This window comes from Mycobacterium sp. 852014-52450_SCH5900713 (genome assembly GCF_001667075.1).
Classification (GTDB): Bacteria; Actinomycetota; Actinomycetes; order Mycobacteriales; family Mycobacteriaceae; genus Mycobacterium.
Window position 1 is genome coordinate 39,398 of sequence record NZ_LZIL01000006.1, and the last position, 25,043, is coordinate 64,440.

Genomic DNA, 25,043 nt, shown 5'->3' on the forward strand with positions numbered 1-25,043 from the left:
ACGCTTACCGCCAGCCCGAGGCGAAGGTGATCACCAGGACGTCGCGCTGCGCCGGGCCCGAGCCGTCGATGGGCCGGATCGGGGAGACGCCGTGCAGGGTGCGGCGGTCGTCGCCCAGCATCAGCGTGCCGGGTTCGGCCAGCGTCGTCGCCAGCAGCTGCCTGCCGTCCAGGTCGCACACCGTGCTTTCGCCGCCGATGGCGTTGCGCCGTCCGACCAGCAGCGAGGTGACCAGCGTGACGCCGTCGCGGTGCATGCCCTCTGGCGTCGGATGCGCGCCCTCGTCCGTCGACGACCGGGTGCGGAACGGATGCACCTTGACGTTCCAGTCCGCCACATCGTCGAGCGCCGAGGCGACCCGGGCCAGCAGTCCTATCACCTTGTGCAACAAAGGGTCCCGGGCGAACGCGTCGGTCAGCGGCTCGAAGTCGCGGCCCCTGCCGATGTAGAGCGGGTTGGAGTCCTCCGGCTGCACGAACGCGCGCCTAGGCATCGGGCGCAGCCGGCCATCGCGAAACGAGTACTGCCCGTAGCGGCGCAGCCGCTGCACGCCAAGCTCCGCCGCGTAGGGGTCGGGGGCCAGATGCGGCCAGTGCCGGGCGAACCGGGTCCATTCTTCGCGGCCCGCGCCCAGGCTTCGGGTCATGTCGAACGAGGACACCACCGCGGCGCCCGTCGTGGCGACCTGGCGGGCCGCGGCGGCCACCGGATCGGCGTCGGCCCGCTTCCCCGAAAGAGTCCGCGTCATCGCGCCGGAATACCGCAATCGGACGCGCCCGAAACGCGCTGACCTACCAGTGCACCCCGGGCACCAGGCGCACCAAGCGCTTGACCGGTCGCGGTGTCCGGATGCCGCGGGTGACGCCCCGCGCCGGGCGCCTCGGTTTGCGCGGTGGAGCCGCCGCCGGTTCAGTGGCCAAGCCGCGGGCGGCGGCCGAGTCGGGATAACCCAGATAGAGCTGGTGCAGGATGCGCCGCGACGTCCGCGGCGCGAAGTAATTGCCGACTTCGGCCAGCGTGCCCAGCGGGGTGTCGATGCGCGTCGGCTTCTCCACCAGGCCGCGCACCACCATGGCGGCCGCGCGTTCCGGGCTGATCGCGGGCACCGGGTTGAGCCGGTGCGACGGCGCGATCATCGGCGTACGAACCAGTGGCATATGGATATTGGTGAAGGTGATGTGGTCGGACAGCGTCTCCGAGCCGACCACGTCGGCGAACGCGTCCAGCGCCGCCTTGGTGGGCAGGTACGAGCTGTACTTGGGGTTGCGTGCCTGCACGCCGGCGCTGGAGACGTTGACCACGTGACCGAAGCGGCGCTCGCGCCAGTGCGGCAGCAGCGCCAGCACCATCCGCACCGCGCCGAAGTAGTTGACCGCCATCACCCGTTCGTAGTCGTGCAGCCGGTCGGTCGAGTTCACCACCGAGCGGCGGATCGACCGGCCGGCGTTGTTGACCAGGTAGTCGACGTGGTCGAACCGTCCCAGGATGTCCTTGATGGTGTGCTCGACCGAGGTGGAGTCGGTGACGTCGCAGCTGAAAGCGTGGGCGTCACCGCCGCTGGCGCGGATCTCGGCGACCAGCTCGTCCAGCGCTTCGGCGTTGCGGGCCAGGGCGAACACCGTCGCCCCGCGCTCCGCGACCGCGATCGCCGCCGCCCGGCCGATGCCGCTGGACGCGCCGGTGATGATGACGTGCCGGCCGCGCAGCGGTCCCTTCGGATCGTCGCGGCGCGCCCGGTCCGGGTCGAGGTGCTCGGCCCAGTACCGCCACAGCTGGGGCGCGTAGCTGGAGAATTCGGGCACGTCGATGCCGGTGCCGCGCAACGCTTTCCGGGTCTGGTCGCTGACGAAGGTGGGTTTGAGGTCGACGAGGTCGAAAACCTCGGCCGGGATCCCCAGCTGGGTGGCCGCCATGTTGCGCAGCACCCGGGCCCGCCCGCGCACCTTGAGCACCGGGGCGGCGACCGAGCCGGGCAGCGACCCGCGCGCCGGCGGGAGCCCGGCCGCCTTGGCGACGCCGCGGTAGATGCCGCGCAGCCCAACGGTTTTCGGGGCGGTCAGGTGGAAGGTGCGGCCGTCGGAACCCTCGGAGTGCATCAGCGCGACGAGCGAGTCGACGACGTAGTCGACCGGCACGATGTTGGTGCGCCCGGTGTCGGGCAGCAGGATGGGCGTCAACGACGGCAACAGCGCCAGCTTGGCCAGGACGCCGAAGAAGTAGTACGGCCCGTCGACCTTGTCCATCTCGCCGGTGCGCGAGTCGCCCACCACCACCGCCGGGCGGTAGATCCGATAGCGCAGTCCGGGTGCCGACCGCACCAGCAGCTCGGCCTCGAACTTGGTCTGGTGATACGGGGTCGAGAGTTGCTGGCCGACGTCGAAGTCGTCCTCGGTGTACTCGCCGCGGAAGTCGCCGGCCACGGCGATCGAGGACACGTGGTGCAGCGTCGCCCCCAGCCGCTGCGCCAGCTCGATGACAGCGCGGGTGCCTTCGACGTTGGTGGCCCGCTGCTCGGCTTCGCCCGCGGTGATGTCGTAGATGGCCGCGCAGTGCACCACGTGATCGATGCGGCCCAGCTCGGCGAGGGTCTCGTCGGTCAGCTCCAGCTCCGGTAGCACCCCGACCAGTGGTTTCGCCCGCTCACCCCACTCGGCGGCGAGCCGTTCGAAGCGGCCCAGCGACTGCCGCCGGACCAGCACCCACACCTGCGCATCGGGCCGCGTCTCCAGCAGACGGTCGACGACGCGGCGACCAATAAACCCGGTACCGCCGGTAACGACATAACGCATGGAGCCATCGTGGCGGCTGGCGACCGCCCACGTCAACCCACTGATCCAGTCAGCTGTGGAAGTCCCGGATGCCGTCCCACTCCACCAGGGTCCAGCCGGTCATCGGGTTCCCCGTGATAACCACGCGCCCGGTGTTGGGCAGCGGGTGGCTGGTCAGCAGGGTGTCCTTGGCGTTCTTCGTGTTCATCAGCGTCCAGTACTCGATGGCGAATTTGTGCGAGAACACCACCGGATTGTGTTGGCCGCTGTTGTAGACCTTCTGCATGGCGGCGGTGAAACCCTCGTTGAACTGCTTACCGCTGACCGACCCCGGGATGCTGTCTTGCATGTCGCCCCTGAGCCAGTCCGCCGGCGCCAACAGGTACGTCGCGTTCTCTTGCGCGATCGGCTTGCCCTCGAACCAACCGGCGTTGATCTCCTGGATGCCTTGCAGCACCTCGACTTGCTTGCCCAGCTCGGAGGCCAGCGGCGCTGCGGTCTGCTGGGTTCTGACCATGGTGGAGGCGTAGATGCCGTCGTAGTCCTTGCGGCCCGCTTGGTGCGCGATCTGTTGGGCCTGCCCCTGCCCCTCGGGCGTCAGGCCGGGGCCCGGCACCGAGGTGTCGATGATCCCGCTGGCGTTGGATTCCGACTGGGCGTGCCGGATGAACGTCACCGTGATGCTGCGCGCCTGGGGCGATCCGCCGCAGGCACCGACGATGAGGACTGCGGTCAGCGCCGCGACCGCCTTCGAGACATTCCGGACCAAGCTGCGCTTCGGCATGTCGATAGCCTGCCCTGCCGACGGCATCGGTGGGAAGGGTTTGCGATGGTTAGGTGGAGAAAATAGAGGCGAAGGAGACTCAGATGGCGATTGACCCGAGTGCCGTCGGCGCGGTGACCGAACCGATGCTGTTCGAATGGACCGACCGGGACACCCTGCTGTACGCGCTCGGCGTCGGCGCCGGCCTCGACGACCTGTCGTTCACCACCGAGAACAGCCACGGCATCGACCAGCAGGTGCTGCCCACCTATGCGGTGATCTGCTGCCCGGCGTTCGGGGCGGCCGGCAAGGTCGGAACGTTCAACTGGGCCATGCTGTTACACGGCTCGCAGGAAATCCGGCTGCACGCGCCGCTGCCACCCGCGGGGAAGCTGTCGGTGGTCACCGAGGTCGCCGACATCCAGGACAAGGGCGAGGGCAAGAACGCGATCCTGGTGTTGCGCGGCCGGGGCACGGACCCCGACTCGGAGAAGCTGATCGCCGAGACGCTCACCACCCTGGTGATCCGGGGCGAGGGCGGGTTCGGTGGCATGCCGGGTCAGCGGCCGGTGGCCCCGGAGATCCCCGACCGCGAGCCCGACGCCCGGGTCGCGCTGCCCACCCGGGAGGACCAGGCGCTGATCTACCGGCTCTCGGGTGACCGCAACCCGCTGCACAGCGACCCGTGGTTCGCTCGCGAGATGGCCGGCTTCCCCAAGCCGATCCTGCACGGGCTGTGCAGTTACGGGGTGACGGGTCGCGCGCTGCTCGCCGAGCTGGGTGGCGGGGTCGCAGCCAACATCACCTCGATTGCGGCGCGATTCACCTCGCCGGTGTTTCCCGGCGAGACGCTGACCACGCTGATCTGGCGCACCGAGCCGGGCAAGGCGGTGTTCCGCACCGAGGCGTCCGGCGCCGAGGGCGTCGGGACGCGGGTGGTGCTCGACGACGGTGCGGTGGAGTACGTGCAGGCCTAACGGGACAGCTCGCGCGCCAGCCGGGCGGTGAACTCGCTGGCGCGCGCGGGGCTGTCCAGCGCGAACTCTGCCGCGGTGGCGCGGTCGCCGTCGTCGTCGTGCCGCACCAGGATGGGCACGCCGCCGTCGTGGATCGCGTCGAACGCGTCCTCGTCGGTGATGTCGTCGCCTAGATAGACGGGCGTGAGCGGACCCGACTCCGCCCCGGTCAGGTGGTCGAGCACCCAGCGCAGCGTTTTCCCCTTATCCCAGTCCAGGTCCGGCCGCAGCTCGATGACCTCGCGGCCGGTGGTCACCCGCAGCTCGTCGCGCCGGCCCGCCGCGCGCACCGCGGCCGCCACCTCGCCGACGCGGTCGCGCCCGGCGTTGCGGTAGTGCACCGCGACCCCAAATCGCTTGTGCTCCACCATCACACCCGGGATGGAGCCCAGTCGCTCGCGCAATTCGCCGGCCGCACGCTCCAGCACCGGTATGGCCGCGGCGGCGGCGTCGTTCTGGTGGTGCGTGCCGTCGGGTGCGGTCAGCTCGAATCCGTGGCTGCCGGCATACCAAATGCCTTGCACGCCAACCCGTCTCGACACATCGGCCAGATCGCGGCCGGACAGCACCGCGACCGGGCACTGTTCGGCCAGCTGCCGCAGCGCCTCGGTGGCGCCGTCGACCGGGATGGCCGCATCCGGATCGTTGACGATCTCGGACAGCGTGCCGTCGAAGTCGAAGAACACCGCCGGCCGCCGCGCGGCCAGGTCGTCGAGGGCCGTCAGCGCGTCGGGCAGCTGTGACATCCGGCGGTCCCCGGTGCGCACGGTCACCTCGCGGAGGTCGGCGACGACCGCGTCGGCGCCGGCGTCCCGCAGCGCGCCGCCCTGCCCTCGGTCGACACCGATGACCAGCGCGAATCCGCCGGCGCGCGCCGCCTCGACGCCCGCTTCGTCGGCGGTGACGACCACGCACCGGCCGGGAAACACCCGCAGCCGGCGGGCCGCTTCCACCGGGTCGTCGGCAAAGATCGCGGTGCCGACCCCGATCCCGCGCAGTTGCCCGTCCAGGGTGGGGTCGAGCGCGTCGAACAGCACCGCGTCATGGCGGCGCGGGTCGATGACGACCGACCCCGACTCTGGCATGACCCAACCTTCTCACGGTGGTCAGCCCGGCCGGGAGCGGGTCAGTGCCGCGCGTGCCCCGGCGCGGGTGGGCGCGCCCCCGGCGCGCGACCGGGAAACGCGCGCGGCGACCGCTTGCGGCGGCGATCGCCGAACAGCAGCACCGAGTCCTGGCTGAGCGCCACGAGGCGCGCCATGCCCAGTTCGATGCCGGCGGCCAACTGCTTGACGTCAAACGTGGCACCGGGCTCGGCGGTGATGCCGAATACGAGTTCGTCGCCGTAGCTCAGCACCGCGACCCCGGTGCTCAACTGGACGTCGGTCGGGGGAATGGGGAGCAAGCGCTCCATGGTCTGGCCCATGAGGCGCAGCCGATGGCGGGGCCCGGGCGCATGGGTCACCAGCGTGACGATGGCGCGCTGCGGCAGCCGCGTCACCAACTGGATGACGCTGTCCCGCAGCACCGTTGGCAAGGAATTGAGCACCCACCCGACGATGCCCCCGGATGGCGGAGGGCCCGTTTCCTTGTCGTTCCACCTGGTCTGCACGGTCCGCAAGCGCTGCACCGGGTCGTCGCCTTCGACCGGCAGATACGGCGAACGGATCGGCGTCGGCACCAGGGCACGCAGCGAGTCCGCCCGCGGCTCCTCGCCGCGCCCGAGCAGCACCATCCGGAAGCCCTCGCTGGTGGCGGCCAGCGCGACGTCGTTGACGGCCACGGCGAACTTGCGGCAGACGCGGTCGACGTCGGCGATCGGGACCCGCACTGTGGCATAACGCCGCCCAGTGGCGACCCGGTCGTGCGCCTGCAGCACGGGCCATACCGCGCCGAGGGCGGCGCCGGTTGCAGTCCAGGACGCCCGCCACAGCACATCGGACCAGCCCTGTCGCCGCACCGGCTGCCGCGGGACCTGTTGGGATGCGGGGTCATTGGCAAAGGTAGCGACATCGGCGTCGTCGCACAGCCTGGTGAGCAGCTGGGCGGGCGAGTCGCCGTCCAGGAGGCGGTGATGCGTTTTCATCAGGATCGCCCACCGGTTGCCCTTGAGGCCCTCGATCACCCAGCATTCCCATGGCGGACGATCCGAGCCCAGGGGGCGCTCGAGGGCGTGCGCGATGGCCCGGGACAGCTCGGCGTCGTCGCCCGGTCGGGGAATCGCCATTCGGCGCACGTGGCGGGCGAGGTCGAATTCCGGGCAGTCGACCCGAATGCGTTCCGCCAGAATACTTTTGAGGCGCTGAAAGTCGGGTGCGCCGCCGTCGACGATGGCCACCGCGCCGGTTGCGAGGCCGGCGTGCTGATCGGGGTCTTGAGCCGTCAGGAACGCCGCATCCAGTGCCCTCACCTGCGCCATGCTCGCCCCCGCGGTCGACTTTTTGCCCTGGTACCAGTGTCTGCCCGGGTTGGTGCCCGGGCTAGGCCCTCGGCGTTAAGACCTTGTTTAGGAGTTGAAGATCGGTTTAACAACGGTTGTCCTGGGTCGGAGGCAATTCGAACAAACATTCGATAGACTGCGGTTGTGGGCTGGTATGGGTTGGTTTAACGGCCCGCCGAGCTGGGCGGAAATGGAGCGGGTGCTCGACGGCAAGCCGCGCCATGCCGGCGTGCCGGTGGTACCCGGGGAGGACGCCCCCCTGTCGCCTAAGCGCGGAACCTACCGACCGCCGGACGACACCCGGGGGGCCCGCTCGTCCGTTCCCTATGCCGAGCTGCACGCGCATTCGGCGTTCAGCTTCCTCGACGGGGCCAGCACGCCGGAGGAGCTGGTCGAGGAGGCCGCCCGGCTGGGGTTGCGTGCGCTGGCGCTGACCGACCACGACGGCCTGTACGGGGCGGTGCGATTCGCCGAAGCGGCCGCCGAACTCGAGCTGCGTACCGTGTTCGGCGCCGAGCTGTCCCTGGGGCCGGGGGCCCGCACCGAGACGCCGGACCCGCCCGGCCCGCACCTGCTGGTGCTGGCCCGCGGCCCGGAGGGCTACCGGCGGCTGTCGCGGCAGCTGGCCGCGGCGCACCTGGCCGGCGGGGAGAAAGGCAAGCCGCGCTACGACTTGGACGCGCTGACCGAGGCCGCCGGCGGGCACTGGCACATCCTGACCGGCTGCCGGAAAGGCCATGTGCGCCAAGCCCTGTCACAAGGTCCGGACGCGGCGGGGCGGGCGCTGGCCGACCTGGTGGACCGGTTCGGTGCGGACCGGGTCAGCATCGAGTTGACCCACCACGGCCACCCGCTCGACGACGAACGCAACGCGGCGCTGGCCGCGCTGGCACCACGCTTCGGCGTCGGCGTCGTCGCCACCACCGGGGCGCATTTCGCGGGGCCGTCGCGGCGGCGGCTGGCCATGGCGATGGGCGCGATCCGGGCGCGGCAGTCCCTGGACGCCGCCGCCGGGTGGCTGGCCCCGCTGGGCGGCTCGCACCTGCGGTCCGGCGAGGAGATGGCCCGGCTGTTCGGGCAGCGGCCCGAAGCGGTGACCGCCGCCGCCGAGCTCGGCGAACAGTGCGCGTTCGGGCTGGCGTTGATCGCGCCGCAGCTGCCGCCGTTCGACGTGCCCGCCGGGCACACCGAGGACAGCTGGCTGCGGCAGCTGACCATGGCCGGGGCGCGGGACCGCTACGGACCGGCCGATGCCGCGCCGCGCGCCTACTCCCAGATCGAGCACGAACTGAAAGTTATTGCGCAGCTGACATTTCCGGGTTACTTCCTGGTGGTGCACGACATCGCCCGGTTCTGCCGGGAGAACAACATCCTGTGTCAGGGCAGGGGATCGGCGGCCAATTCCGCGGTCTGTTATGCCTTGGGCGTCACCGCGGTGGATCCGGTGGCCAACGAGCTGTTGTTCGAGCGGTTTCTGTCGCCCGCCCGGGACGGGCCGCCCGACATCGACATGGACATCGAGTCGGACGAGCGCGAAAAGGTCATCCAGTACGTCTACGACAAATACGGCCGCGACTACGCCGCCCAGGTCGCCAACGTCATCACCTACCGGGGCCGGATCGCCGTGCGCGACATGGCCCGCGCCCTCGGCTTCTCGCAGGGGCAGCAGGACGCGTGGAGCAAGCAGATCAGCCACTGGAACGGCCTGGCGGACTCGCCCGACATAGAAGGCATCCCCGAGCAGGTGGTCGATCTGGCGAACCAGATCCGGAACCTGCCGCGGCACATGGGCATTCATTCCGGCGGCATGGTGATCTGCGACCGCCCGATCGCCGACGTGTGCCCGGTGGAGTGGGCGCGCATGGAGAACCGCAGCGTTCTGCAGTGGGACAAAGACGACTGTGCGGCAATCGGTTTGGTGAAGTTCGACCTGCTCGGGCTGGGCATGCTCTCGGCGCTGCACTACGCCATCGACCTGGTGGCAGAGCACAAGGGGATCGAGGTGGACCTGGCCAAACTCGACCTCTCCGAGCCGGCGGTTTACGAGATGCTGGCCCGCGCCGATTCCGTCGGTGTGTTTCAGGTGGAGTCCCGGGCGCAGATGGCCACCCTGCCCCGGCTGCGGCCGCGGATCTTCTACGACCTGGTGGTGGAGGTGGCGCTGATCCGCCCAGGACCCATCCAAGGCGGGTCGGTGCACCCCTACATCCGGCGGCGCAACGGCCTCGACCCGGTCACCTACGACCACCCGTCCATGGAGGCGGCGCTGCGAAAGACGCTGGGGGTGCCGCTGTTTCAGGAGCAGCTGATGCAACTGGCGGTCGACTGCGCCGGCTTTTCCGCCGCCGAGGCCGACCAGCTGCGCCGCGCGATGGGTTCCAAGCGTTCGACCGAACGCATGCGACGGCTGCGCGGCCGGTTCTACGACGGCATGCGCGCGCTGCACGGCGCCCCCGACGATGTCATCGACCGGACCTACGAAAAGCTGGAGGCCTTCGCCAATTTCGGCTTCCCGGAAAGCCACGCGCTGTCCTTCGCGTCGCTGGTGTTCTACTCGTCGTGGTTCAAGCTGCATCACCCGGCGGCGTTCTGCGCGGCGCTGTTGCGCGCCCAGCCGATGGGCTTCTATTCGCCGCAGTCGCTGGTGGCCGACGCCCGCCGGCACGGCGTGACGGTGCACGGGCCCGACGTCAACGCCAGCCTGGCGCACGCCACGCTCGAGAACGAAGGGGCGGAGGTCCGCCTCGGCCTGGGCGCCGTCCGCCACATCGGTGACGACCTCGCCGAGCGGCTGGTGCAGGAGCGAAAGGCCAACGGCCCCTTCGTATCCCTGCTGGACCTGACCACCCGGCTGCAGCTCTCGGTGCCGCAGACCGAGGCGCTGGCGACGGCCGGGGCGCTGGGCTGCTTTTCCATGTCGCGGCGGGAGGCGCTGTGGGCGGCCGGGGCGGCCGCCACGCAACGGCCGGACCGCTTACCGGGTGTGGGCTCGTCGTCGCACGTCCCGGCGTTGCCCGGGATGAGTGAGCTGGAACTGGCCGCCGCGGACGTGTGGGCCACCGGCGTCTCCCCGGACAGCTATCCGACGCAGTTCCTGCGGGCGGACCTGGACGCGCTGGGCGTGGTTCCCGCCGCGCAGCTGCTCAGCGTGCCCGACGGCGACCGGGTGCTGATCGCCGGCGCGGTGACCCACCGGCAGCGGCCCGGGACGGCCCAGGGGGTGACGTTCCTCAACCTCGAGGACGAGACGGGCATGGTCAACGTGCTCTGTACGCCGGCGGTGTGGGCGCGGCACCGCAAGCTGGCCAACGCCGCGCCGGCGATGCTGGTGCGCGGTCAGGTCCAAAACGCCAGCGGGGCAGTCACCGTCGTCGCCGAGCGGCTGGGCAGCATCACCCTGGCCGTAGGCTCGAAGTCCCGCGACTTCCGGTGAGGCTCTTGCGTTCGCGCCTCAGAACGAATAGATCCCGTGAACGCTCACGAACATGCCGTGGCCGGTGCGGTCGTTGGTGAACCGGGTGCCATGATCCGTTGGCAGCACCGTCCAGCCCTGCAGGTGATACGTCTCGCCGTAATGCAGCACGATATCGCGATCAGGGTCGCCGACCATACCCACGCCCAGGTATTGCAACTTGCCCGTGTCATCGACCTGTGCCGCGTTGTTGCCGAATCCTACTGGCAATTCCAGGGTTTGGCTCACGCATAGAACGTCGTGCGTTCCGATGGAACACCGCGTCCTTCCGGTCTGGGTATGCACATACAGATAGTCTTCGGCACTGGCACGCACCCCGGATGTCATACCGAGTCCTACCGTCACCACTGCGGCCCAAATTGCCGCACGACCAAGAATTTTCATCTGCTTCATCCTTCCCAGCTAGTTGGCGGGCTGTGCCGGTACGGGCATGGGTTCGCCGGTCTGCTTGACCAGCCGCCCGTGGATCCATTTGTCCACGCCGCCCCACCGTTGGTCCCAGTTGTATTGCAGCGTCCAGTCATTGGCACGGCTGTAGAAATAGGTTCCGGCGAACACATTGCCCTGCAGACTGCCGTCCGGATTCACACTGCCCCAGAGGTATTCATCGTGATACTGTTCGCAAAAGCCCCACGGTGAGTAGCTCATCTTGCCGTGGAACTCGTTGAAGACGACGCTGGTGACCTCCAGGGCCGCGGTGCCCTTGGAGCCGTCGTAGCACTGCGCATCTCCGAGCCACTTCCCGGGCAGGCCCTTGTCGCCGGTGGGCATCGCGTGGCTCGGCGTCCTGGACGCCCACCCCACGGCCACCACGATGAACACGGCCAGCGCGAGGACACCGATGCGCTCAGCGGCAGTAGCGTTGCGGCCCAATTGGTTCCGTGGTGAGCGCCCGGAATGCGCGTGAACGCGAGCATCCACGGATTGGTTGCCTGCCGGCATCGCCAATCGCCCCCTCATGTCTGTCATGCAAGAAACTGCTGTTCGGGACGACTATCGCCGCATATCCGCGGCCCGACGTAGGGCCGTTGGTCACAGACGCTTCGGCCATCGGTCCCGAAACGACCTCCCTGATTGCGGCATCGGTAGTCTCCAAGCATGACCCTCAACTTGTCCGTCGACGAAGTCCTCACCACCACCCGCTCGGTCCGCAAACGTCTCGACTTCGACAAGCCGGTCGGCCGCGAGGTGCTGATGGAATGCCTCGACCTGGCGCTGCAGGCGCCCACAGGGTCCAATTCACAGGGCTGGCAATGGGTGTTCGTCGAGGACGCGGAGAAGAAGAAGGCGATCGGCGACGTCTATCTGTCCAACGCCCGCGGCTACCTCAGCGCGCCGGCGGCGCAATACGGCGAGGGGGACACCCGCGGCGAGCGGATGGACAAGGTCCGCGATTCCGCGACCTACCTCGCCGAGCACATGCACGAGGCGCCGGTGTTGTTGATCCCCTGCATCGAAGGCCGCGAGGACAAGACGCCACTGGGCGGCGTGTCGTTCTGGGCGTCGCTGTTCCCGGCGGTCTGGAGCTTCTGCCTGGCTCTGCGCTCCCGCGGGCTGGGCTCGTGCTGGACGACGCTGCACCTACTGCGCGACGGCGAGCAGCAGGTGGCCGACGTGCTGGGCATTCCCTACGACAAGTACAGCCAGGGCGGGCTGTTCCCGATCGCCTACACCAAGGGCACCGACTTCCGCCCCGCCAAGCGGTTGCCCGCCGAGCAGGTCACCCATTGGGACGCTTGGTAATCAGGTCTGAAGCGGCCACACCTCGACCACCCCGTGCGCGACCGCGCAGGGCGTCTGACTCACCCGCTCGATCGCCGCGTCAAGATCGTCGGCCTCCAACACCGCGAACCCCGCGATCGGCATCGCCGATCGGAGGAAGGGGCCCTGCTCGATCCGCACCCCCGTGCCGTCCGGGTTGCGCACCTGCACGGGGTCTCCGGCTCGGGCGACGAGCGCGCCGGACGCGCTGAGTTCGTCGTCGCGGGCGTGTGCGGCCTGTCTGCGGTCGTCGCTCAACTGGTGGTATCCGGCCTCGTCGCCGTAACCGATCGTGATGAAGGTTGCCATGTCACTGCTGACTCGCGCCGCGCCCGGAACTCATCGCTCAGAGCGCCCCGTGATAGCCGTGCTGCCTCCAGGCCTCATACACGGCGACGGCCGCCGCGTTGGACAGGTTCAGCGAGCGGCGGCCGGCCAGCATCGGGATCCGCACCTGCTCGGTGATGTGCGCGTCGGCCAGCGTCGCCGCGTCCAGCCCGGTGGGTTCGGGCCCGAACATCAACACGTCGCCCGCCCGGTAGCGGACATCGGCGAAGGAGGTGGGCGCGTGCGAGGTGAACGCGATCACCCGGGCCGGCGCGAGCGCCTCCCAGGCGGCCTCGAGTGAGGCATGGACGGTCACCGACGCGAGGTCGTGATAGTCCAGCCCGGCCCGCCGCACCTTCGGTTCGGACAGGTCGAAGCCCATCGGCTCGACGAGATGCAATTCGCAGCCCGTCGCCGCCGCCGTCCGGATCGCGTTGCCCGTGTTGGGGGCGATGCGCGGGGAGTAGAACATCAGCTTGAACACAACGCGATAATGGTCGCATGGTCGAGCAGAGCATCTGGATGCAGAAAGTCACTGCCGATCCCGGACATTCGCAGTGGTACATCGAGCGGTTCCGCGCGATGGCCCGCGCCGGTGATGACCTTGCCGGCGAGGCCCGCTTCGTGGACGCGATGGCGCCCCGGGGCGCCCGGATCCTCGACGCGGGTTGCGGCCCCGGCCGGCTGGGCGGGTACCTGGCCGCCGCCGGTCACGACGTCGTTGGCGTCGACGTCGACCCGGCGCTCATCGAAGCGGCCGAGCAGGATCATCCCGGCCCGCGCTGGCTCGTCGGCGACCTCGCCGAACTGGACCTGCCCGCCCGCGGCATCGCCGAGCCGTTCGACGTGATCGTGTCCGCCGGGAACGTCATGACTTTCCTCGCCCCCAGCACGCGGGGGCGGGTGCTGGGCCGGCTGCGCGCCCACCTCAAGGGCGACGGCCGGGCGGCGATCGGCTTCGGCGCCGGCCGCGATTACGCGTTCGCCGCTTTCCTCGACGACGCGGCGGCGGCCGGCTTCGCGCCGGATCTGCTGCTCTCCACCTGGGACCTGCGACCGTTCGCCGATGGCTCGGATTTCCTCGTCGCGGTCCTCCGGCCGGTGTAGGAACCGTTTGCCAGAATCGTCCGCCCGTGCGCGGGTCCACCTTGGAGGGACCTGTCTGCTCAGTAACGATTCTGGTGACCTGGGCCGCGGGCTGTCATACTCGTCGGATTGCCACGTTGACGCGCTCGCGCCCATCTGGCGTGGTACGGGTGGATAAAGCAGGAAGTCTCATGAGCCTCTCGATTTCTCGAGCGCTGACCATCAGCGCGGCGGCCGGTCGCACGGCCGTGGCGACGTGACCATGTTCGCCCGCCCGGCCAACCCGGCCGAGGCGGCCGCCTCCGAGTCCCCGCAGCCGCACGGCACCGACCCGGCGCCGGATAAACGCCCGCCGACCTGGTCGCTGAGCAACTGGCCGGTCCGGTGGAAAGTGCTGGCGATTGTGCTGGTCCCGCTGGTGTTGGCGACGGTGTTCGGGGTGCTGCGCATCGAGGGCGCGATGGCGAACGCGGGCGGTCTGCGGCTCGCGGCCGCCCGCGCCGACGTGGTCCCGGTGGTCACCAAATACATGTCCGCCCTGGACGTCGCCCTGATGGCGGGCAGCACCGGGCGTGACGTGGAGGGGGCCAAGAAGAACTTCGAGGCGCGCAAGTACGAGTTGGACACGCGGCTGCACGACACCGACGTGAGCGCCGAAGTGCGCTCGGGCGTGAACAACCTGCTGGACGGTGGTCAGATGCTGGTGAACAAGGCGTCCGACAACGGCCTAGGTTTACGGGAGCGGGTGACCCTGTATGCCCCGATCCTGCTGACCGCGGAGGACGTCATCAATGCGTCGGTGCGCGTCGACGACGAGAAGATTCGCGCGCAGACCGAGGGGCTGAGCCGGGCGGTCGGGGCGCGCGGGCAGATGACGATGCAGAAGATCCTCGTCACCCGCGGCGCCGAGCTGCCCGAGCCGCAACTGCGGACCTCGATGATCACCCTGGCCGGGACCGAGCCGTCGACCCTGTTCGGGATGAGCGAAGTGCTCGGCGCCGGATCGCCGGAAGCCAAGACGCTGCAGCAGCAGCTGGTGGCCCGGATGGCGATCATGTCCGATCCGGCCAGCGTGCTCGTCGACAACGCCGACCTGCTGCGCTCGATACAGACCACCGACGACATCGCCGAACAGGTCATCAAGGACGCCACCGCGTCGGTAACCAAGTCGGTGCACGCGCAGGCCGCGGACAAGCGCAACGCCGCGATCCTGGACACCATCCTGGTGCTGGGCGCCATCGTCATCGCGCTGGTCGTCGTGTTGCTGGTGGCGCGCGCGCTGGTGCGGCCGCTGCGCATCCTGCGTGACGGCGCCCTCAAGGTGGCCCACACCGACCTCGAGGAGGAGATCGCCCGGGTCAAGGCGGGCGGCGCCGAGCCGACGCCGCAACCGCTGCCGGTGTACACCACCGAGGAGATCGGCCAGGTCGCCCACGCGGTGGACGAACTGCACACCCAGGCCCTGCTGCTGGCCGGCGACGAGGCGCGGTTGCGACTGCTGGTCAACGACATGTTCGAGACCATGTCGCGCCGCAGCCGGTCGCTGGTCGACCAGCAGCTGTCGCTCATCGATCGGCTGGAGCGCAACGAGGAGGACCCCGAACGCCTGGACAGCCTGTTCCGGCTGGACCACCTCGCCGCCCGGCTGCGCCGCAACAGCGCCAACCTGCTGGTGCTCGCGGGCGCGCAGCTGGCCCGCGACCAGCGTGACCCGGTGCCGCTGTCGACGGTGCTCAACGCCGCGGTGTCCGAGGTCGAGGATTACCGCCGCGTCGAAATCGCCGGACTGCCCGACAACAGCACGCTGATCGGCGCGGCCGCCGGCGGCGCCATTCATCTGTTCGCCGAGCTGATCGACAACGCCCTGCGTTACTCACCGCCGTCGACTCCCGTGCGGGTCTCGGCGGGCCGCGGCGGGGACGGGGGAGTCGTGGTGCGGATCGCCGACTCCGGCCTGGGCATGAACGACACCGATCGCCGCATGGCGAACATGCGGCTGCAGGCCGGGGGCGAGGTCAGCCCCGACAACGCGCGCCACATGGGGCTTTTCGTGGTCGGCCGGATCGCGGCGGGGCACGGCATCCGGGTGGGGCTGCGCGGCCCGGCGGCGAACGAGACGGGCTCCGGCACCACCGCGGAGATCTACCTGCCGCCGACCATCCTCGAGGGCGCGGCCCGGCCCGTCCGAGCCACGCGGATCCGGGCCGTTTCGTCCCCCAGCGCACAACTCGCCGCGCCGGCCGAGGAACGCAGGCCCGAGCCGGCGCTCCAGCACGCCGCCGAGGATCCCGTACCGCCGGTCACGCTGCTGCCGCGGCGCAACCCCGGTTCCAGCGGCATCACCGAGGTGCCCGCCGAAGAGCGGCAGCCCCAGCGGCACCGGCGCGAACTCCCCACCCCGTGGTGGGAGAGCGGCACCCCGGCGGAGCCGGACCCCAAACCCGCGTCGGCGCGGACGGCGTCGGACACGTCGGCGTTCTTCGCCGCGCGGTCGCGGGAGGCCGACAAGCCGGCGGCCCCCGCCCCGAGCGCGCCCGGCCCGTCGATTCCGGCCGCCCCCAAGAGCGACAGCGCCCCGGCCGACGACGACGTGATCTACCGGCGGATGCTGTCGGAGATGCTCGGCGACCCGCACGACCTGGTCAACAGCCCCGACCTGGACTGGCAGTCGGTGTGGGACCGCGGTTGGACGCTGGCGGCGGCGGCGGAGGAGAAGCCCGTCGAATCACGCACCGCCGAGCACGGCCTTCCGGTGCGCACGCCCGGCGCCCGGCTGGTGCCGGGGACGGCCAACGGGACGGGCCTGCCCGAGGAGGACCAGCCGGCCGAGGAAGACCAGGGAACCAACGGTGGCAGCCACTCCGCCCGCGAGCCGCAGCACGCCGCGGCGGCGCGCGATCCCGAGGCGGTTCGCGCCTCCTTCAGTAATCACTTCGGCGGCGTGCGCCCCGGCCGGTCGCACGCCCGCGACACGACTCAAGGGCCCGATCAGGAATGAATTCACCTGACAATTCACTGGACTGGCTGGTGACGCGGTTCGCCCGCGAGGTTCCCGGCGTGGCGCACGCCTTGCTGGTCTCCGTCGACGGACTGCCCCTCGCCGCCAGCGAGCATCTCCCACGTGAGCGCGCCGACCAGTTGGCCGCGGTGGCCTCCGGTCTGGCCAGCCTCGCGACCGGCGCCGCGCAGCTGTTCGAGGGCGGCCAGGTGCTGCAGTCGGTGGTCGAGATGCAACACGGCTACCTGCTGTTGATGCGCGTCGGTGACGGCTCGCATCTGGCCACGCTCGCCGCCACGTCGTGTGACATCGGTCAAATCGGCTACGAGATGGCCATCCTGGTCGAGCGGGTCGGGGGCGTGGTGCAGTCCACCCGCCGGTCTGGCGTCTCGTGAGCCGCGATGGACGAACGCGAACCCCGGCCGGGCGCAGGTAGAGGGAATCTGGTCCGCCCGTACACCCTGACCTCCGGACGGACCGGCACCGACGTCGACCTTCCGGTGGAAGCGCCGATACAGACGTTGCAGGCCGGCCTGGCTTACCGGTGGCCAGCCGACGACGCGAAAGGCAAGATCATCCAACTCTGCGTGGGCAGTCCGTCGGTCGCGGAGATCTCCGCCCGGCTGGATTTGCCGCTCGGTGTCACGCGCGTCCTGGTCGGCGATCTGGTTTTGTCCGGCTACCTTCGGGTGCATAGGACGTTGTCCGAGCGTTCGACCTCCGATGAGCGCCACGAACTGATAGGAAGGACGCTGCGTGGCCTTAAGGCACTCTGAGGCGCACTCCGAGATGTACTCCGACTCCGCCCACGCTTCCACGAAGATCGTCATCGCGGGCGGGTTCGGTGCCGGCAAGACGACGTTCGTCGGGGCGGTGTCGGAGATCATGCCGTTGCGCACCGAGGCGATGCTCACCGACGCCTCGACGGCCGTCGACGCGCTGGAGGCCACCCCGGATAAGCGGACCACCACCGTCGCGATGGACTTCGGCCGGATCACGCTGGACGAGGACCTCGTGCTCTACCTGTTCGGCACGCCGGGGCAGCGCCGGTTCTGGTTCATGTGGGACGACCTGGTTCGGGGCGCCATCGGGGCGATCGTGCTGGTGGACTGCCGGCGCCTGGAGGACAGCTTCGCCGCGGTCGACTTCTTCGAGCACCGCAACCTGCCGTTCCTGGTCGCGGTCAACGAGTTCGATGGCGCGCCGCGCTATCCCGTTGCGGAGGTGCGCGAGGCGCTCACCTTGCCCGCGCACATCCCGATGATCTCGGTCGACGCCCGGGATCGCCGGTCGGCGACCGATGCGCTGATCGCGGTCAGCGAATACGCTCTGGCCAGCCTGACTGCCAGTTGAGCACCCGGTGGGTTGATCGTCACTTCGACGGCCACGACTTCACCGACGAGGACCTCAGCCGGTGGCAGACCGAACGGGTCGTGTTCGACGAGTGCAACTTCAGCGGCGCCAACCTGGCCGAGTCGCAGCACCGCGGGTCGGCGTTCCGCAATTGCACGTTCAAGCGAACTTCGTTGTGGCACAGCGATTTCGCGCAGTGCAGTATGCTGGGCTCGGTCTTCGTGCAGTGCCGGATGCGGCCGATCGCCTTCGACGAGGTCGACTTCACGCTCGCGGTGCTCGGTGGTAACGACCTGCGCGGCGTCGACCTGAGCGGCTGCCGGCTGCGCGAGGCCAGCCTGGTGGAAGCGGACCTGCGCAAGGCGGTGTTGCGCGGCGCCGACCTGTCCGGCGCGCGGACGACGGGCGCCCGGCTGGACGACGCCGACCTGCGCGGCGCGACCGTGGATCCCTCGTTGTGGAGAACCGCGTCGCTGGCGGGCGCCCGCGTCGACGTCGGCCAGGCGGTGGCCTTCGCGGCGGCTCAGGGGCTGCGCCTCGACGGCTGATCGGCTCAGTGCTTGAGCCGGATGCGCCACCGCACCAGAACGGCGTAGCCGACCGATAACGCCGCCAGCATGCCCATGTCGAACAGCCAGGCGCCCGGCGTGTGCTGGAAGTGGCTGTCCCGCGGGCTTTGCGGGCCGGGCGACACGGTCCACAGGTCGACCGTCGACGCCTGCGCGGCGTACCCCCACCGCGAGGGCACAGCCCAGGACAACTGGTCGAGGAAGATCCGGTTGGTGACCGGCACCATCCCGCCGGACAGCACCATCTGCCCCATGAGCGACACCACCAGCAGCGGCATGATCTGCTCGTTGGAGCGCGCCAGCGCCGACAGCAGCAGGCCCAGCATCGCGGCGGCCACACACGTCGCCGCGACGGCGACGAACAGCTCGAGGGTGGCGTTGCCGAGCAGCACGGCCGGCCGCTTCGGGGTGCCCTTGCCGGCCACCACGATGGCGGTCGCGATGGCCGCCTGGATGACGGCGAACACGCAGAACACCGCGATCTTCGCCAGCAGGTAGGCCGTCGTCGACAGCCCGACCGCCTGCTCCCGCCGGAAGATCGGGCGCTCGCCGATGAGGTCGCGGATCGTTAGCGCTGTGCCCATGAACGCCGCCGCCATGGTGAGCAGCGTCAGGATGGTGCCGGCCTCGCCGGCCGAATCACTCGTCGGGTCGGCGTAGCCGAAACCGGTGTGGCCGGGAACGGTCAGCGACAGCGCACCCATCACGAACGGCAGCAGCGCCAGGAACACGAAATAGGCGCGGTCGGAGACGACCAGGCGAACCTGGCGGCGGGCAACGGTGGAGAACTGGCGCCGCATGCTGGTGCTAGGCACGACGCCCAGATCGGCCGGTGCCTCCGCCTCAACCGGCGGCGGGGGTTTGTTCTGCGCCAGGAAGCGGCGGTTGGCCTCGTCCGGGTCGGCGCCCACCTTGGCGAAGATCTGCGCCCAGTTGGTGGTCCCCATGACCGTCCCGATCTGGTCGGGCGCCCCCAAGAAGGCGGTCTTGCCGCCGGGCGCCATCAGCAGCACCTGGTCGCAGACGTCGAGGTAGGTCAGCGAGTGGGTGACGACCAACACCACCCGGCCGGCGTCGGCCAACTGGCGCAGCATCGTCATGACCTGCAGGTCCAGCGCCGGGTCCAGGCCGGAGGTCGGCTCGTCGAGGATCAGCAGCGACGGCCCGGTGAGCAGTTCGAGGGCCACCGAGGCACGCTTTCGCTGCCCGCCGGAGAGCTTGTCGACCCGGGTGTCGCCGTGCTGGGTGAGCCCCAGTTCGTCGAGCACCTGCGCGACGACCTCTTCCCGGTCGGCCTTGGTGGTGTCGGGCGGCAGCCGCAGCTCGGCGGCGTAGCCCAGGGCCTGGTTGACCGTGAGCTGGCGGTGCACCACGTCGTCCTGGGGGACCATCCCGATCCTGGTCCGCAACGACGCGTACTCGGTGTGGATGTTGTGGCCCTCGAACGTGACCAGCCCGGAGGTCGGGGTGGCGTACCCGGCGATCAGCCGCGACAGCGTGGTCTTGCCCGCGCCGGACCCGCCGATGAGCGCGGTCAGCGTGCCCGGCCGGGCCGTCAGGGAGATCTTTTCGAGCAGGTTCTTGCCGCTGACGCTGAAGTCGACGCCCCGCACCTCCAGGCCGCCGGTGCGCGCGGCCGCCTCCTGGCGGCGGACCAGGATGCCGCCGGAGAACACCAGGTCGACGTTGCCGATGGTCACCACGTCGCCCTCGGACAGCACCGCCGACGCGGCCTTGACCCCGTTGACGAAGGTGCCGTTGCTGCTGTTGGCGTCGCGGATCTCGGGGCCCGCCGGCGTCGGGGTCAAAAACGCGTGATGGCGGGACGCCAGCACGTCGTGGATGACGATGTCGTTGTCAAGGGCGCGGCCGATCCAGGCCGCGCGTCCGGGCCGGTCGGTCGCCCGCTCGGAACCGGGACCCAGGTTCTTCACCCGCGTGGTCGGGAACTCCGCGACCTGGCCGCTCACGCCGATCTGGGTCGGCTGATTGAGCTCCGGCAGCCCGCCCGTCTGCGATACCGAGCGGGTTGCGGCGTCCGGCCGGACGATCGGTACGGCGGTGGTGCGGTGCGGACCCTCCCACGGGCGCGGCGGCTGCGCCGGTGGTTGCCGCGGCGGCGCCGGCGGACGCTGACCGGCAGGCTGCGCACGCGCGGGCTGGGCGTCGCTGGGCGGCGAGATGACCGGGATCGACTCCGTGGTCGGCGGGAGCATGCCCACGGCCCCGGTGTGGTGGCCGATTTCGAAAGTGATCCGGGGGCCGTCGGGCTTGCCGATGTTGACGGTCTGGCCGTCCTCGATGTCGACCAGCGGCGCCCGCTGGCCGTTCACGTACACCCCGTTCAGCGAATTGTTGTCCAGCGCAATCCACTTGCCGCGATCGAAGCGCAGCAGCAGGTGCGAGCGGGCGACCAGTGGGTGCGCCACCCGCAGGTCCGCGCGCAGGTCGCTTCCGACGACGACGTCGCGGCCAGCCGAGAAGCTGCCCTTCGATCGGTCGGATCGAACAGTCAGGACGGGCGCCGCGCCTTGAGTCATCTCAGCGTTTCAGCCGGATGTGCCATCGGACGAAGCCGGTGTAGGCGATGGACAGGAACGCGAGCATCGCCATGTCGAACACGAAGATGTGTTTCGAGTGCTGCCAGATCGGGTCGTTGGTCGGGATCTGTTTGACCTTCACCAGCGACGGAAAGTCGATCGACGACGCGCCCGCGGCGTAGCCCCAGCGGGCCGGTGTCAGCCACGCGAGCTCCTCGAGGCCGAAGCGCTGATAGACCGGGATCATGCCGCTGGAGAACACCAGCTGCGACATGATCGACACCACCAGCAGCGGCATGATCTGTTCGTTGGACTGCGCCACGGCCGACAGCAGCAGGCCGAGCATCGCCGACGCCACACAGGTGCCGGCGACGGTGACGAACAGCGAGAAGGTGGAGTTGCCGAAGAACGGCGGGTGGGCCGTCGGCGCACCCTTGCCCAGCCGCACGATCATCGTCGCGACGGCCGCCTGCATCGTCGCGAAGATGCAGAACACCGCGATCTTTGCCAGCAGGTAGGCGGTCGTGGACAGCCCGACGGCCTGCTCCCGCCGGAAGATGGCGCGCTCGCCGATCAGGTCGCGGATGGTCAGCGCGGTGCCCATGAAGACGGCGCCGATGTTCAGCAGCACCATGATGTACTGCGGCTGCGTGGGGGCGACGCCCAGCGGATCGGCCGGGCCGAGGCCGGGGTGGGGGCCTTTCACCGTCAGCGACAGCGCGCCGATGAGGAACGGCAGGATCGCCAGGAAGATCGTGTAACCGCGGTCGGACACGACGAGGCGCACCTGGCGGCGGGCGATCGTGGACAGCTGCCGCCATAGGTCCGACTTCGGGGGTTCGCCCAGGTCGGCCGGGCTCTGCGGGGACGGCGCCTGGGACTGCTGCTGATTGCGCTCCTTGAACCGGCGGTTGGCCTCGTCGGGGTCGGCGCCCACCTTGGCGAAGATGTCGGCCCAGTTGCGGGTGCCCATGGCCGCCTCGACCTGGTCGGGTGGCCCGCAGAACGCGGTCTTGCCGCCCGGCGCGACCAGCAGGATCTGATCGCAGACGTCCAGGTAGGACACCGAGTGGGTCACCACCAACACCGTGCGGCCGGCGTCGGCGAGCTGGCGCAGCATCAGCATGACCTGACGGTCCAGCGCGGGGTCCAGGCCGGAGGTCGGCTCGTCGAGCAGCAGCAGGGAGGGCTGGGTGAGCAGCTCGAGGGCCACCGAGGCGCGCTTGCGCTGGCCGCCCGACAGCTTGTCGACCCGGGTTTCGGCGTGCTTGGTCATGTCGAGTTCTTCGAGCACCTGGGCGACGATCTGAGCCCGCTCGGCTTTGCTGGTGTCGGGGGGCAGCCGCAACTCGGCGGCGTAGTTCAGGGCCTGGTTGACGGTCAGCTGGCGGTGCACGACGTCGTCCTGCGGGACCATCCCGATCCTGCTGCGCATCGACGCGTACTCGGCGTGGATGTCATGACCCTCGAAGGTCACGGTGCCCGAAGTGGGGCTGGTGTAGCCCACGATCAGTCGCGACAGCGTGGTCTTGCCGGCACCCGAACCACCGATGATGGCCGTCAGCGTGCCGGGCCGGGCGGTCAGCGAGATGTGGTCGAGCAGCTGCTTTCCGTGGTCGACGGTGTAGCACACGGAGTTCACTTCCAGGCCGCCGGTGCGCGTCGCCGCCTCGGTGCGGCGGAGCAGCTCACCGCGGGTGAAGACCAGGTCGACGTTTCCGATGGTGACCACGTCGCCCTCGGTCAGCACCGCGGACCCCACCCGCACACCGTTGACGAAGGTCCCGTTGACGCTGTGGGCGTCGCGGATCTCGGTGCCCAGCGGCGTCTGGGTCAGAAACGCGTGATGGCGTGACGCGAGGACGTCCTGGATGACGACGTCGTTGTCGGTGGCACGGCCGATGGTCAGCGCGCCGGAAGGCTTCTGGATGGCCCCGGATCGCGAGGGCCTGAGCGCCTGGAACATCTTCGTCGCCAGGTTCGCCACCTCGGGCGGCTTGGCGTTGGTGGGTGACATCCGGGTTTCCGGCGCCGGCATCGGCGGGTGCGGCTGGAAGGTGGAAGGTGGCGCTGGTACGACGGGCGGAGGAGCCGGCGCGCGGCCGCCGCCTGGGTACATCGGTTGCCCCGGCGGGGCGGGGCGCTGCCCGGCCGCGCCCGGGTGCGGGCGCCGCGGCGGCGACGCCCAGTTGGGCGGGCGGCCCGCCGGTCCGGGTGGGGGACCGGGTGGCGCGGCGACGGGCGGGCCACCCGGCGCGGCGGACCAGGCCGTCCCGCCGGGGTGAGCGGCGGCCGGAATGCCCATCGATTCGGTTTGCGGTGGGCGCCCGGCCATTCCCTGGTGCCGCCCAACCTCGAACAGCAGCTGAGGCCCGTCCGGGTTTCCGATGTTGAGGCACTGACCGTCGTGGATCTCGACCACCGGCACCCGCCGACCGTTCACGAAAGTGCCGTTGAGCGAACCGTTGTCGATCGCCAGCCACCGGCCCTGGTCGAAGCGCAGCAACAGATGCGCGCGCGAGATCAACGGGTGCGTGATGCGCATGTCGGCGCGCAGATCGCGCCCCACCACCACGTCGTGACCGGCGGCAAAGGTGCGTTCTGACCCGTCAAAACGAACCGTCAAGACGGGCGGGGCTGCTGAGCTCATCGCACCAACTGTAACTCGTGGACCCGAGGCCAACCTGAGGCCCAAATGTGCGTTGGCGGCCCGCGATCGTCAGCGGGCTAGCAGATCGGGCGCGCCTGTGACCACGCACTGGGTGCGGGTGTAGATGGTGGCCATGCACTTGTTGCAGTGCGTGCAGGCCGAACGCACGCTGTGCGCGGCGCCGTCTGCCGCGATCCGATTGATCAGGTCCGGCTCGGCCAGCAGCGCCCGGCCCATCGCGACGAATTGGAATCCCTCGGCCATCGCCAGGTCCATCGTTTCCCGATTGGTGATGCCGCCGAGCAGGATCAGCGGCATGGTCAGCTCGGCGCGGAACAGCTTGGCGTGCCGCAACAAATAGGCCTCGCGGTAGGGGTATTCGCGAAGGAACTTCTTGCCCGTCATGCGCATGCCCCAGCTCAGCGGCGGCTTGAACGCCCCGGCGAATTCCTTGAGCGGCGCGTCACCGTGGAACAGGTACATCGGGTTGACCAGCGAGCTGCCCGCGGTGAGTTCGATCGCGTCCAGCCCGCCGTCGTCCTGCAGCCACTTGGCGGTGGTCAGCGATTCCTCGATGGAGATGCCGCCGCGGACGCCGTCGGTCATGTTGAGCTTGGCGGTGACCGCGATCGGCGTGCCCTCCTTTTCCACCGCCCGGCGCACGGCCATGACCATGCCGCGGGCCACCTTCGCCCGGTTTTCCAGCGATCCGCCGAACTCGTCGTCGCGGCGGTTGATCAGCGGGGACAGGAACGAGCTGGCGAAGTAGTTGTGGCCCAAGTGGATTTCGACCGCGTCGAAGCCGGCTTCGATGGCCAGCCGGACCGCGTTGGCGTGCCCCTCGATGACATCGTTGATGTCGTCGCGGGTCGCCTTCTTGGCGAACCGCATCCCGATCGGATTGAAGAACCGCACCGGCGCCAGCGCCCTGGCCTTGTTGGATTTGGCGTTGGCGACCGGACCGGCGTGGCCGATCTGCGCGCTGACCGCCGCGCCCTCGGCGTGGATCGCGTCGGTGAGCCGCCGGAATCCAGGCACCGCCTCCGGGCGCATCCAGATGCCGTTGCCCTCGGTGCGGCCGCCGGGGGAGACGGCGCAGTAGGCGACGGTCGTCATGCCGACGCCGCCCGCCGCGGGCAGGCGGTGGTATTCGATCAGGTCGTCGGTCACCAAGGTGTCGGGCGTGCGGGCCTCGAAGGTCGCCGATTTGATGGTGCGGTTGCGCAGCGTGATCGGGCCGAGCTTGGCCGGGCTGAACACGTCCGGAGGGGTTGACATATCGGGAGCTTAATGGTGGTCG

At 69.8% G+C, this 25,043-nt stretch carries 21 protein-coding genes; 9 read left to right on the forward strand and 12 right to left on the reverse strand.

What is annotated here, in order from left to right; all coding sequences use genetic code 11:
• Positions 1–4 precede the first annotated feature (4 nt).
• The 3 genes from A5773_RS01860 to A5773_RS01870 are packed head-to-tail and all read right to left on the reverse strand — an operon-like array spanning position 5 to position 3,552.
• On the reverse strand, positions 5–748 hold the full coding sequence (locus tag A5773_RS01860; RefSeq protein WP_066945513.1) for a 2OG-Fe dioxygenase family protein: 744 nt from the start codon (positions 746–748) through the stop codon (positions 5–7).
• A 43-nt stretch (positions 749–791) separates the two neighbouring features.
• Complete coding sequence (locus A5773_RS01865) at positions 792–2,789, reverse strand: SDR family oxidoreductase (RefSeq protein ID WP_066945510.1); 1,998 nt, start codon at positions 2,787–2,789, stop codon at positions 792–794.
• 49 nt (positions 2,790–2,838) lie between these two features.
• The gene (locus tag A5773_RS01870) at positions 2,839–3,552 is read right to left on the reverse strand and encodes a histidine phosphatase family protein (protein WP_066945506.1); all 714 of its coding nucleotides are present in this window, start codon (positions 3,550–3,552) and stop codon (positions 2,839–2,841) included.
• A gap of 83 nt (positions 3,553–3,635) precedes the next feature.
• Between A5773_RS01870 and A5773_RS01875 the strand changes: the two genes are divergently transcribed.
• Entirely contained in the window at positions 3,636–4,508 is an 873-nt protein-coding gene (locus tag A5773_RS01875; protein ID WP_067789193.1) for a MaoC family dehydratase, read from the forward strand.
• On the opposite strand, the gene otsB is transcribed toward A5773_RS01875, so the two are convergent.
• Positions 4,505–5,632, reverse strand: a complete 1,128-nt coding sequence (gene otsB / locus A5773_RS01880) for a trehalose-phosphatase (protein WP_067789142.1) — start codon at positions 5,630–5,632, stop codon at positions 4,505–4,507. The genes A5773_RS01875 and otsB overlap by 4 nt on opposite strands.
• 41 nt (positions 5,633–5,673) lie before the next feature.
• Positions 5,674–6,966 carry a wax ester/triacylglycerol synthase domain-containing protein gene (locus A5773_RS01885; RefSeq protein WP_067789145.1) on the reverse strand — a complete coding sequence of 431 codons (1,293 nt, stop codon included), beginning with the start codon at positions 6,964–6,966 and terminating at the stop codon, positions 5,674–5,676.
• A 175-nt stretch (positions 6,967–7,141) separates the two neighbouring features.
• On the opposite strand from A5773_RS01885, the gene A5773_RS01890 reads away from it, so the two are divergent.
• Entirely contained in the window at positions 7,142–10,420 is a 3,279-nt protein-coding gene (locus A5773_RS01890; protein WP_066945497.1) for an error-prone DNA polymerase, read from the forward strand.
• An 18-nt stretch (positions 10,421–10,438) separates the two neighbouring features.
• On the opposite strand, the gene A5773_RS25885 is transcribed toward A5773_RS01890, so the two are convergent.
• Entirely contained in the window at positions 10,439–10,852 is a 414-nt protein-coding gene (locus A5773_RS25885) for a hypothetical protein (RefSeq protein WP_156659121.1), read from the reverse strand.
• 9 nt (positions 10,853–10,861) lie between these two features.
• Complete coding sequence (locus A5773_RS01900; protein ID WP_156744691.1) at positions 10,862–11,332, reverse strand: hypothetical protein; 471 nt, start codon at positions 11,330–11,332, stop codon at positions 10,862–10,864.
• A 225-nt stretch (positions 11,333–11,557) separates the two neighbouring features.
• Between A5773_RS01900 and A5773_RS01905 the strand changes: the two genes are divergently transcribed.
• Positions 11,558–12,202 carry a nitroreductase family protein gene (locus tag A5773_RS01905; protein WP_067789151.1) on the forward strand — a complete coding sequence of 215 codons (645 nt, stop codon included), beginning with the start codon at positions 11,558–11,560 and terminating at the stop codon, positions 12,200–12,202.
• On the opposite strand, the gene A5773_RS01910 is transcribed toward A5773_RS01905, so the two are convergent.
• A complete protein-coding gene (locus A5773_RS01910) occupies positions 12,203–12,529 on the reverse strand; it encodes a YciI family protein (RefSeq protein ID WP_066945484.1) in 327 nt (108 codons plus the stop codon).
• A gap of 37 nt (positions 12,530–12,566) precedes the next feature.
• On the reverse strand, positions 12,567–13,031 hold the full coding sequence (locus A5773_RS01915; RefSeq protein ID WP_066945481.1) for a tRNA (cytidine(34)-2'-O)-methyltransferase: 465 nt from the start codon (positions 13,029–13,031) through the stop codon (positions 12,567–12,569).
• Between the two features lie 17 nt (positions 13,032–13,048).
• On the opposite strand from A5773_RS01915, the gene A5773_RS01920 reads away from it, so the two are divergent.
• From A5773_RS01920 to A5773_RS01945, 6 genes are all read left to right on the forward strand, one after another.
• A complete protein-coding gene (locus tag A5773_RS01920) occupies positions 13,049–13,654 on the forward strand; it encodes a bifunctional 2-polyprenyl-6-hydroxyphenol methylase/3-demethylubiquinol 3-O-methyltransferase UbiG (protein WP_066945478.1) in 606 nt (201 codons plus the stop codon).
• Between the two features lie 241 nt (positions 13,655–13,895).
• Positions 13,896–16,631 carry an ATP-binding protein gene (locus A5773_RS01925; protein ID WP_067789196.1) on the forward strand — a complete coding sequence of 912 codons (2,736 nt, stop codon included), beginning with the start codon at positions 13,896–13,898 and terminating at the stop codon, positions 16,629–16,631.
• A complete protein-coding gene (locus A5773_RS01930) occupies positions 16,628–17,026 on the forward strand; it encodes a serine protease inhibitor (protein WP_066945476.1) in 399 nt (132 codons plus the stop codon). The genes A5773_RS01925 and A5773_RS01930 overlap by 4 nt, the downstream gene beginning before the upstream one ends.
• A gap of 6 nt (positions 17,027–17,032) precedes the next feature.
• Positions 17,033–17,407 (forward strand): DUF742 domain-containing protein, encoded by a 375-nt coding sequence (locus tag A5773_RS01935; protein ID WP_066945473.1) that lies wholly within the window; start codon positions 17,033–17,035, stop codon positions 17,405–17,407.
• Complete coding sequence (locus A5773_RS01940; RefSeq protein ID WP_156659117.1) at positions 17,388–17,984, forward strand: ATP/GTP-binding protein; 597 nt, start codon at positions 17,388–17,390, stop codon at positions 17,982–17,984. Before A5773_RS01935 ends, A5773_RS01940 begins: the two co-directional genes overlap by 20 nt.
• On the forward strand, positions 17,981–18,532 hold the full coding sequence (locus A5773_RS01945; protein ID WP_066945467.1) for a pentapeptide repeat-containing protein: 552 nt from the start codon (positions 17,981–17,983) through the stop codon (positions 18,530–18,532). Before A5773_RS01940 ends, A5773_RS01945 begins: the two co-directional genes overlap by 4 nt.
• Positions 18,533–18,537: 5 nt before the next feature.
• Here A5773_RS01945 and A5773_RS01950 read toward each other — a convergent pair whose 3' ends face one another.
• The 3 genes from A5773_RS01950 to A5773_RS01960 form a co-directional block, all read right to left on the reverse strand.
• Positions 18,538–21,093 carry an ATP-binding cassette domain-containing protein gene (locus A5773_RS01950; protein WP_066945464.1) on the reverse strand — a complete coding sequence of 852 codons (2,556 nt, stop codon included), beginning with the start codon at positions 21,091–21,093 and terminating at the stop codon, positions 18,538–18,540.
• 1 nt (position 21,094) lies between these two features.
• Positions 21,095–23,743: an FHA domain-containing protein gene (locus A5773_RS01955; protein WP_067789154.1), complete on the reverse strand. Its 2,649-nt coding sequence runs from the start codon at positions 23,741–23,743 to the stop codon at positions 21,095–21,097.
• Between the two features lie 69 nt (positions 23,744–23,812).
• Complete coding sequence (locus A5773_RS01960) at positions 23,813–25,021, reverse strand: NADH:flavin oxidoreductase (RefSeq protein WP_066945456.1); 1,209 nt, start codon at positions 25,019–25,021, stop codon at positions 23,813–23,815.
• Positions 25,022–25,043 lie beyond the last annotated feature (22 nt).

What these genes read in the sequence shown, in the direction of transcription:
- A5773_RS01960 (WP_066945456.1), bottom strand. Translation starts at nt 25,021, where the DNA reads ATGTCAACCCCTCCGGACGTGTTCAGCCCGGCCAAGCTCGGCCCGATC.
- A5773_RS01875 (WP_067789193.1), top strand. Translation starts at nt 3,636, where the DNA reads ATGGCGATTGACCCGAGTGCCGTCGGCGCGGTGACCGAACCGATGCTG.
- A5773_RS01950 (WP_066945464.1), bottom strand. Translation starts at nt 21,093, where the DNA reads ATGACTCAAGGCGCGGCGCCCGTCCTGACTGTTCGATCCGACCGATCG.
- A5773_RS01930 (WP_066945476.1), top strand. Translation starts at nt 16,628, where the DNA reads ATGAATTCACCTGACAATTCACTGGACTGGCTGGTGACGCGGTTCGCC.
- A5773_RS01910 (WP_066945484.1), bottom strand. Translation starts at nt 12,529, where the DNA reads ATGGCAACCTTCATCACGATCGGTTACGGCGACGAGGCCGGATACCAC.
- A5773_RS01920 (WP_066945478.1), top strand. Translation starts at nt 13,049, where the DNA reads ATGGTCGAGCAGAGCATCTGGATGCAGAAAGTCACTGCCGATCCCGGA.
- A5773_RS01905 (WP_067789151.1), top strand. Translation starts at nt 11,558, where the DNA reads ATGACCCTCAACTTGTCCGTCGACGAAGTCCTCACCACCACCCGCTCG.
- A5773_RS25885 (WP_156659121.1), bottom strand. Translation starts at nt 10,852, where the DNA reads ATGAAGCAGATGAAAATTCTTGGTCGTGCGGCAATTTGGGCCGCAGTG.
- A5773_RS01860 (WP_066945513.1), bottom strand. Translation starts at nt 748, where the DNA reads ATGACGCGGACTCTTTCGGGGAAGCGGGCCGACGCCGATCCGGTGGCC.
- A5773_RS01890 (WP_066945497.1), top strand. Translation starts at nt 7,142, where the DNA reads ATGGGTTGGTTTAACGGCCCGCCGAGCTGGGCGGAAATGGAGCGGGTG.
- A5773_RS01885 (WP_067789145.1), bottom strand. Translation starts at nt 6,966, where the DNA reads ATGGCGCAGGTGAGGGCACTGGATGCGGCGTTCCTGACGGCTCAAGAC.
- A5773_RS01870 (WP_066945506.1), bottom strand. Translation starts at nt 3,552, where the DNA reads ATGCCGAAGCGCAGCTTGGTCCGGAATGTCTCGAAGGCGGTCGCGGCG.
- A5773_RS01925 (WP_067789196.1), top strand. Translation starts at nt 13,896, where the DNA reads ATGTTCGCCCGCCCGGCCAACCCGGCCGAGGCGGCCGCCTCCGAGTCC.
- A5773_RS01955 (WP_067789154.1), bottom strand. Translation starts at nt 23,743, where the DNA reads ATGAGCTCAGCAGCCCCGCCCGTCTTGACGGTTCGTTTTGACGGGTCA.
- otsB (WP_067789142.1), bottom strand. Translation starts at nt 5,632, where the DNA reads ATGCCAGAGTCGGGGTCGGTCGTCATCGACCCGCGCCGCCATGACGCG.
- A5773_RS01865 (WP_066945510.1), bottom strand. Translation starts at nt 2,789, where the DNA reads ATGCGTTATGTCGTTACCGGCGGTACCGGGTTTATTGGTCGCCGCGTC.
- A5773_RS01935 (WP_066945473.1), top strand. Translation starts at nt 17,033, where the DNA reads ATGGACGAACGCGAACCCCGGCCGGGCGCAGGTAGAGGGAATCTGGTC.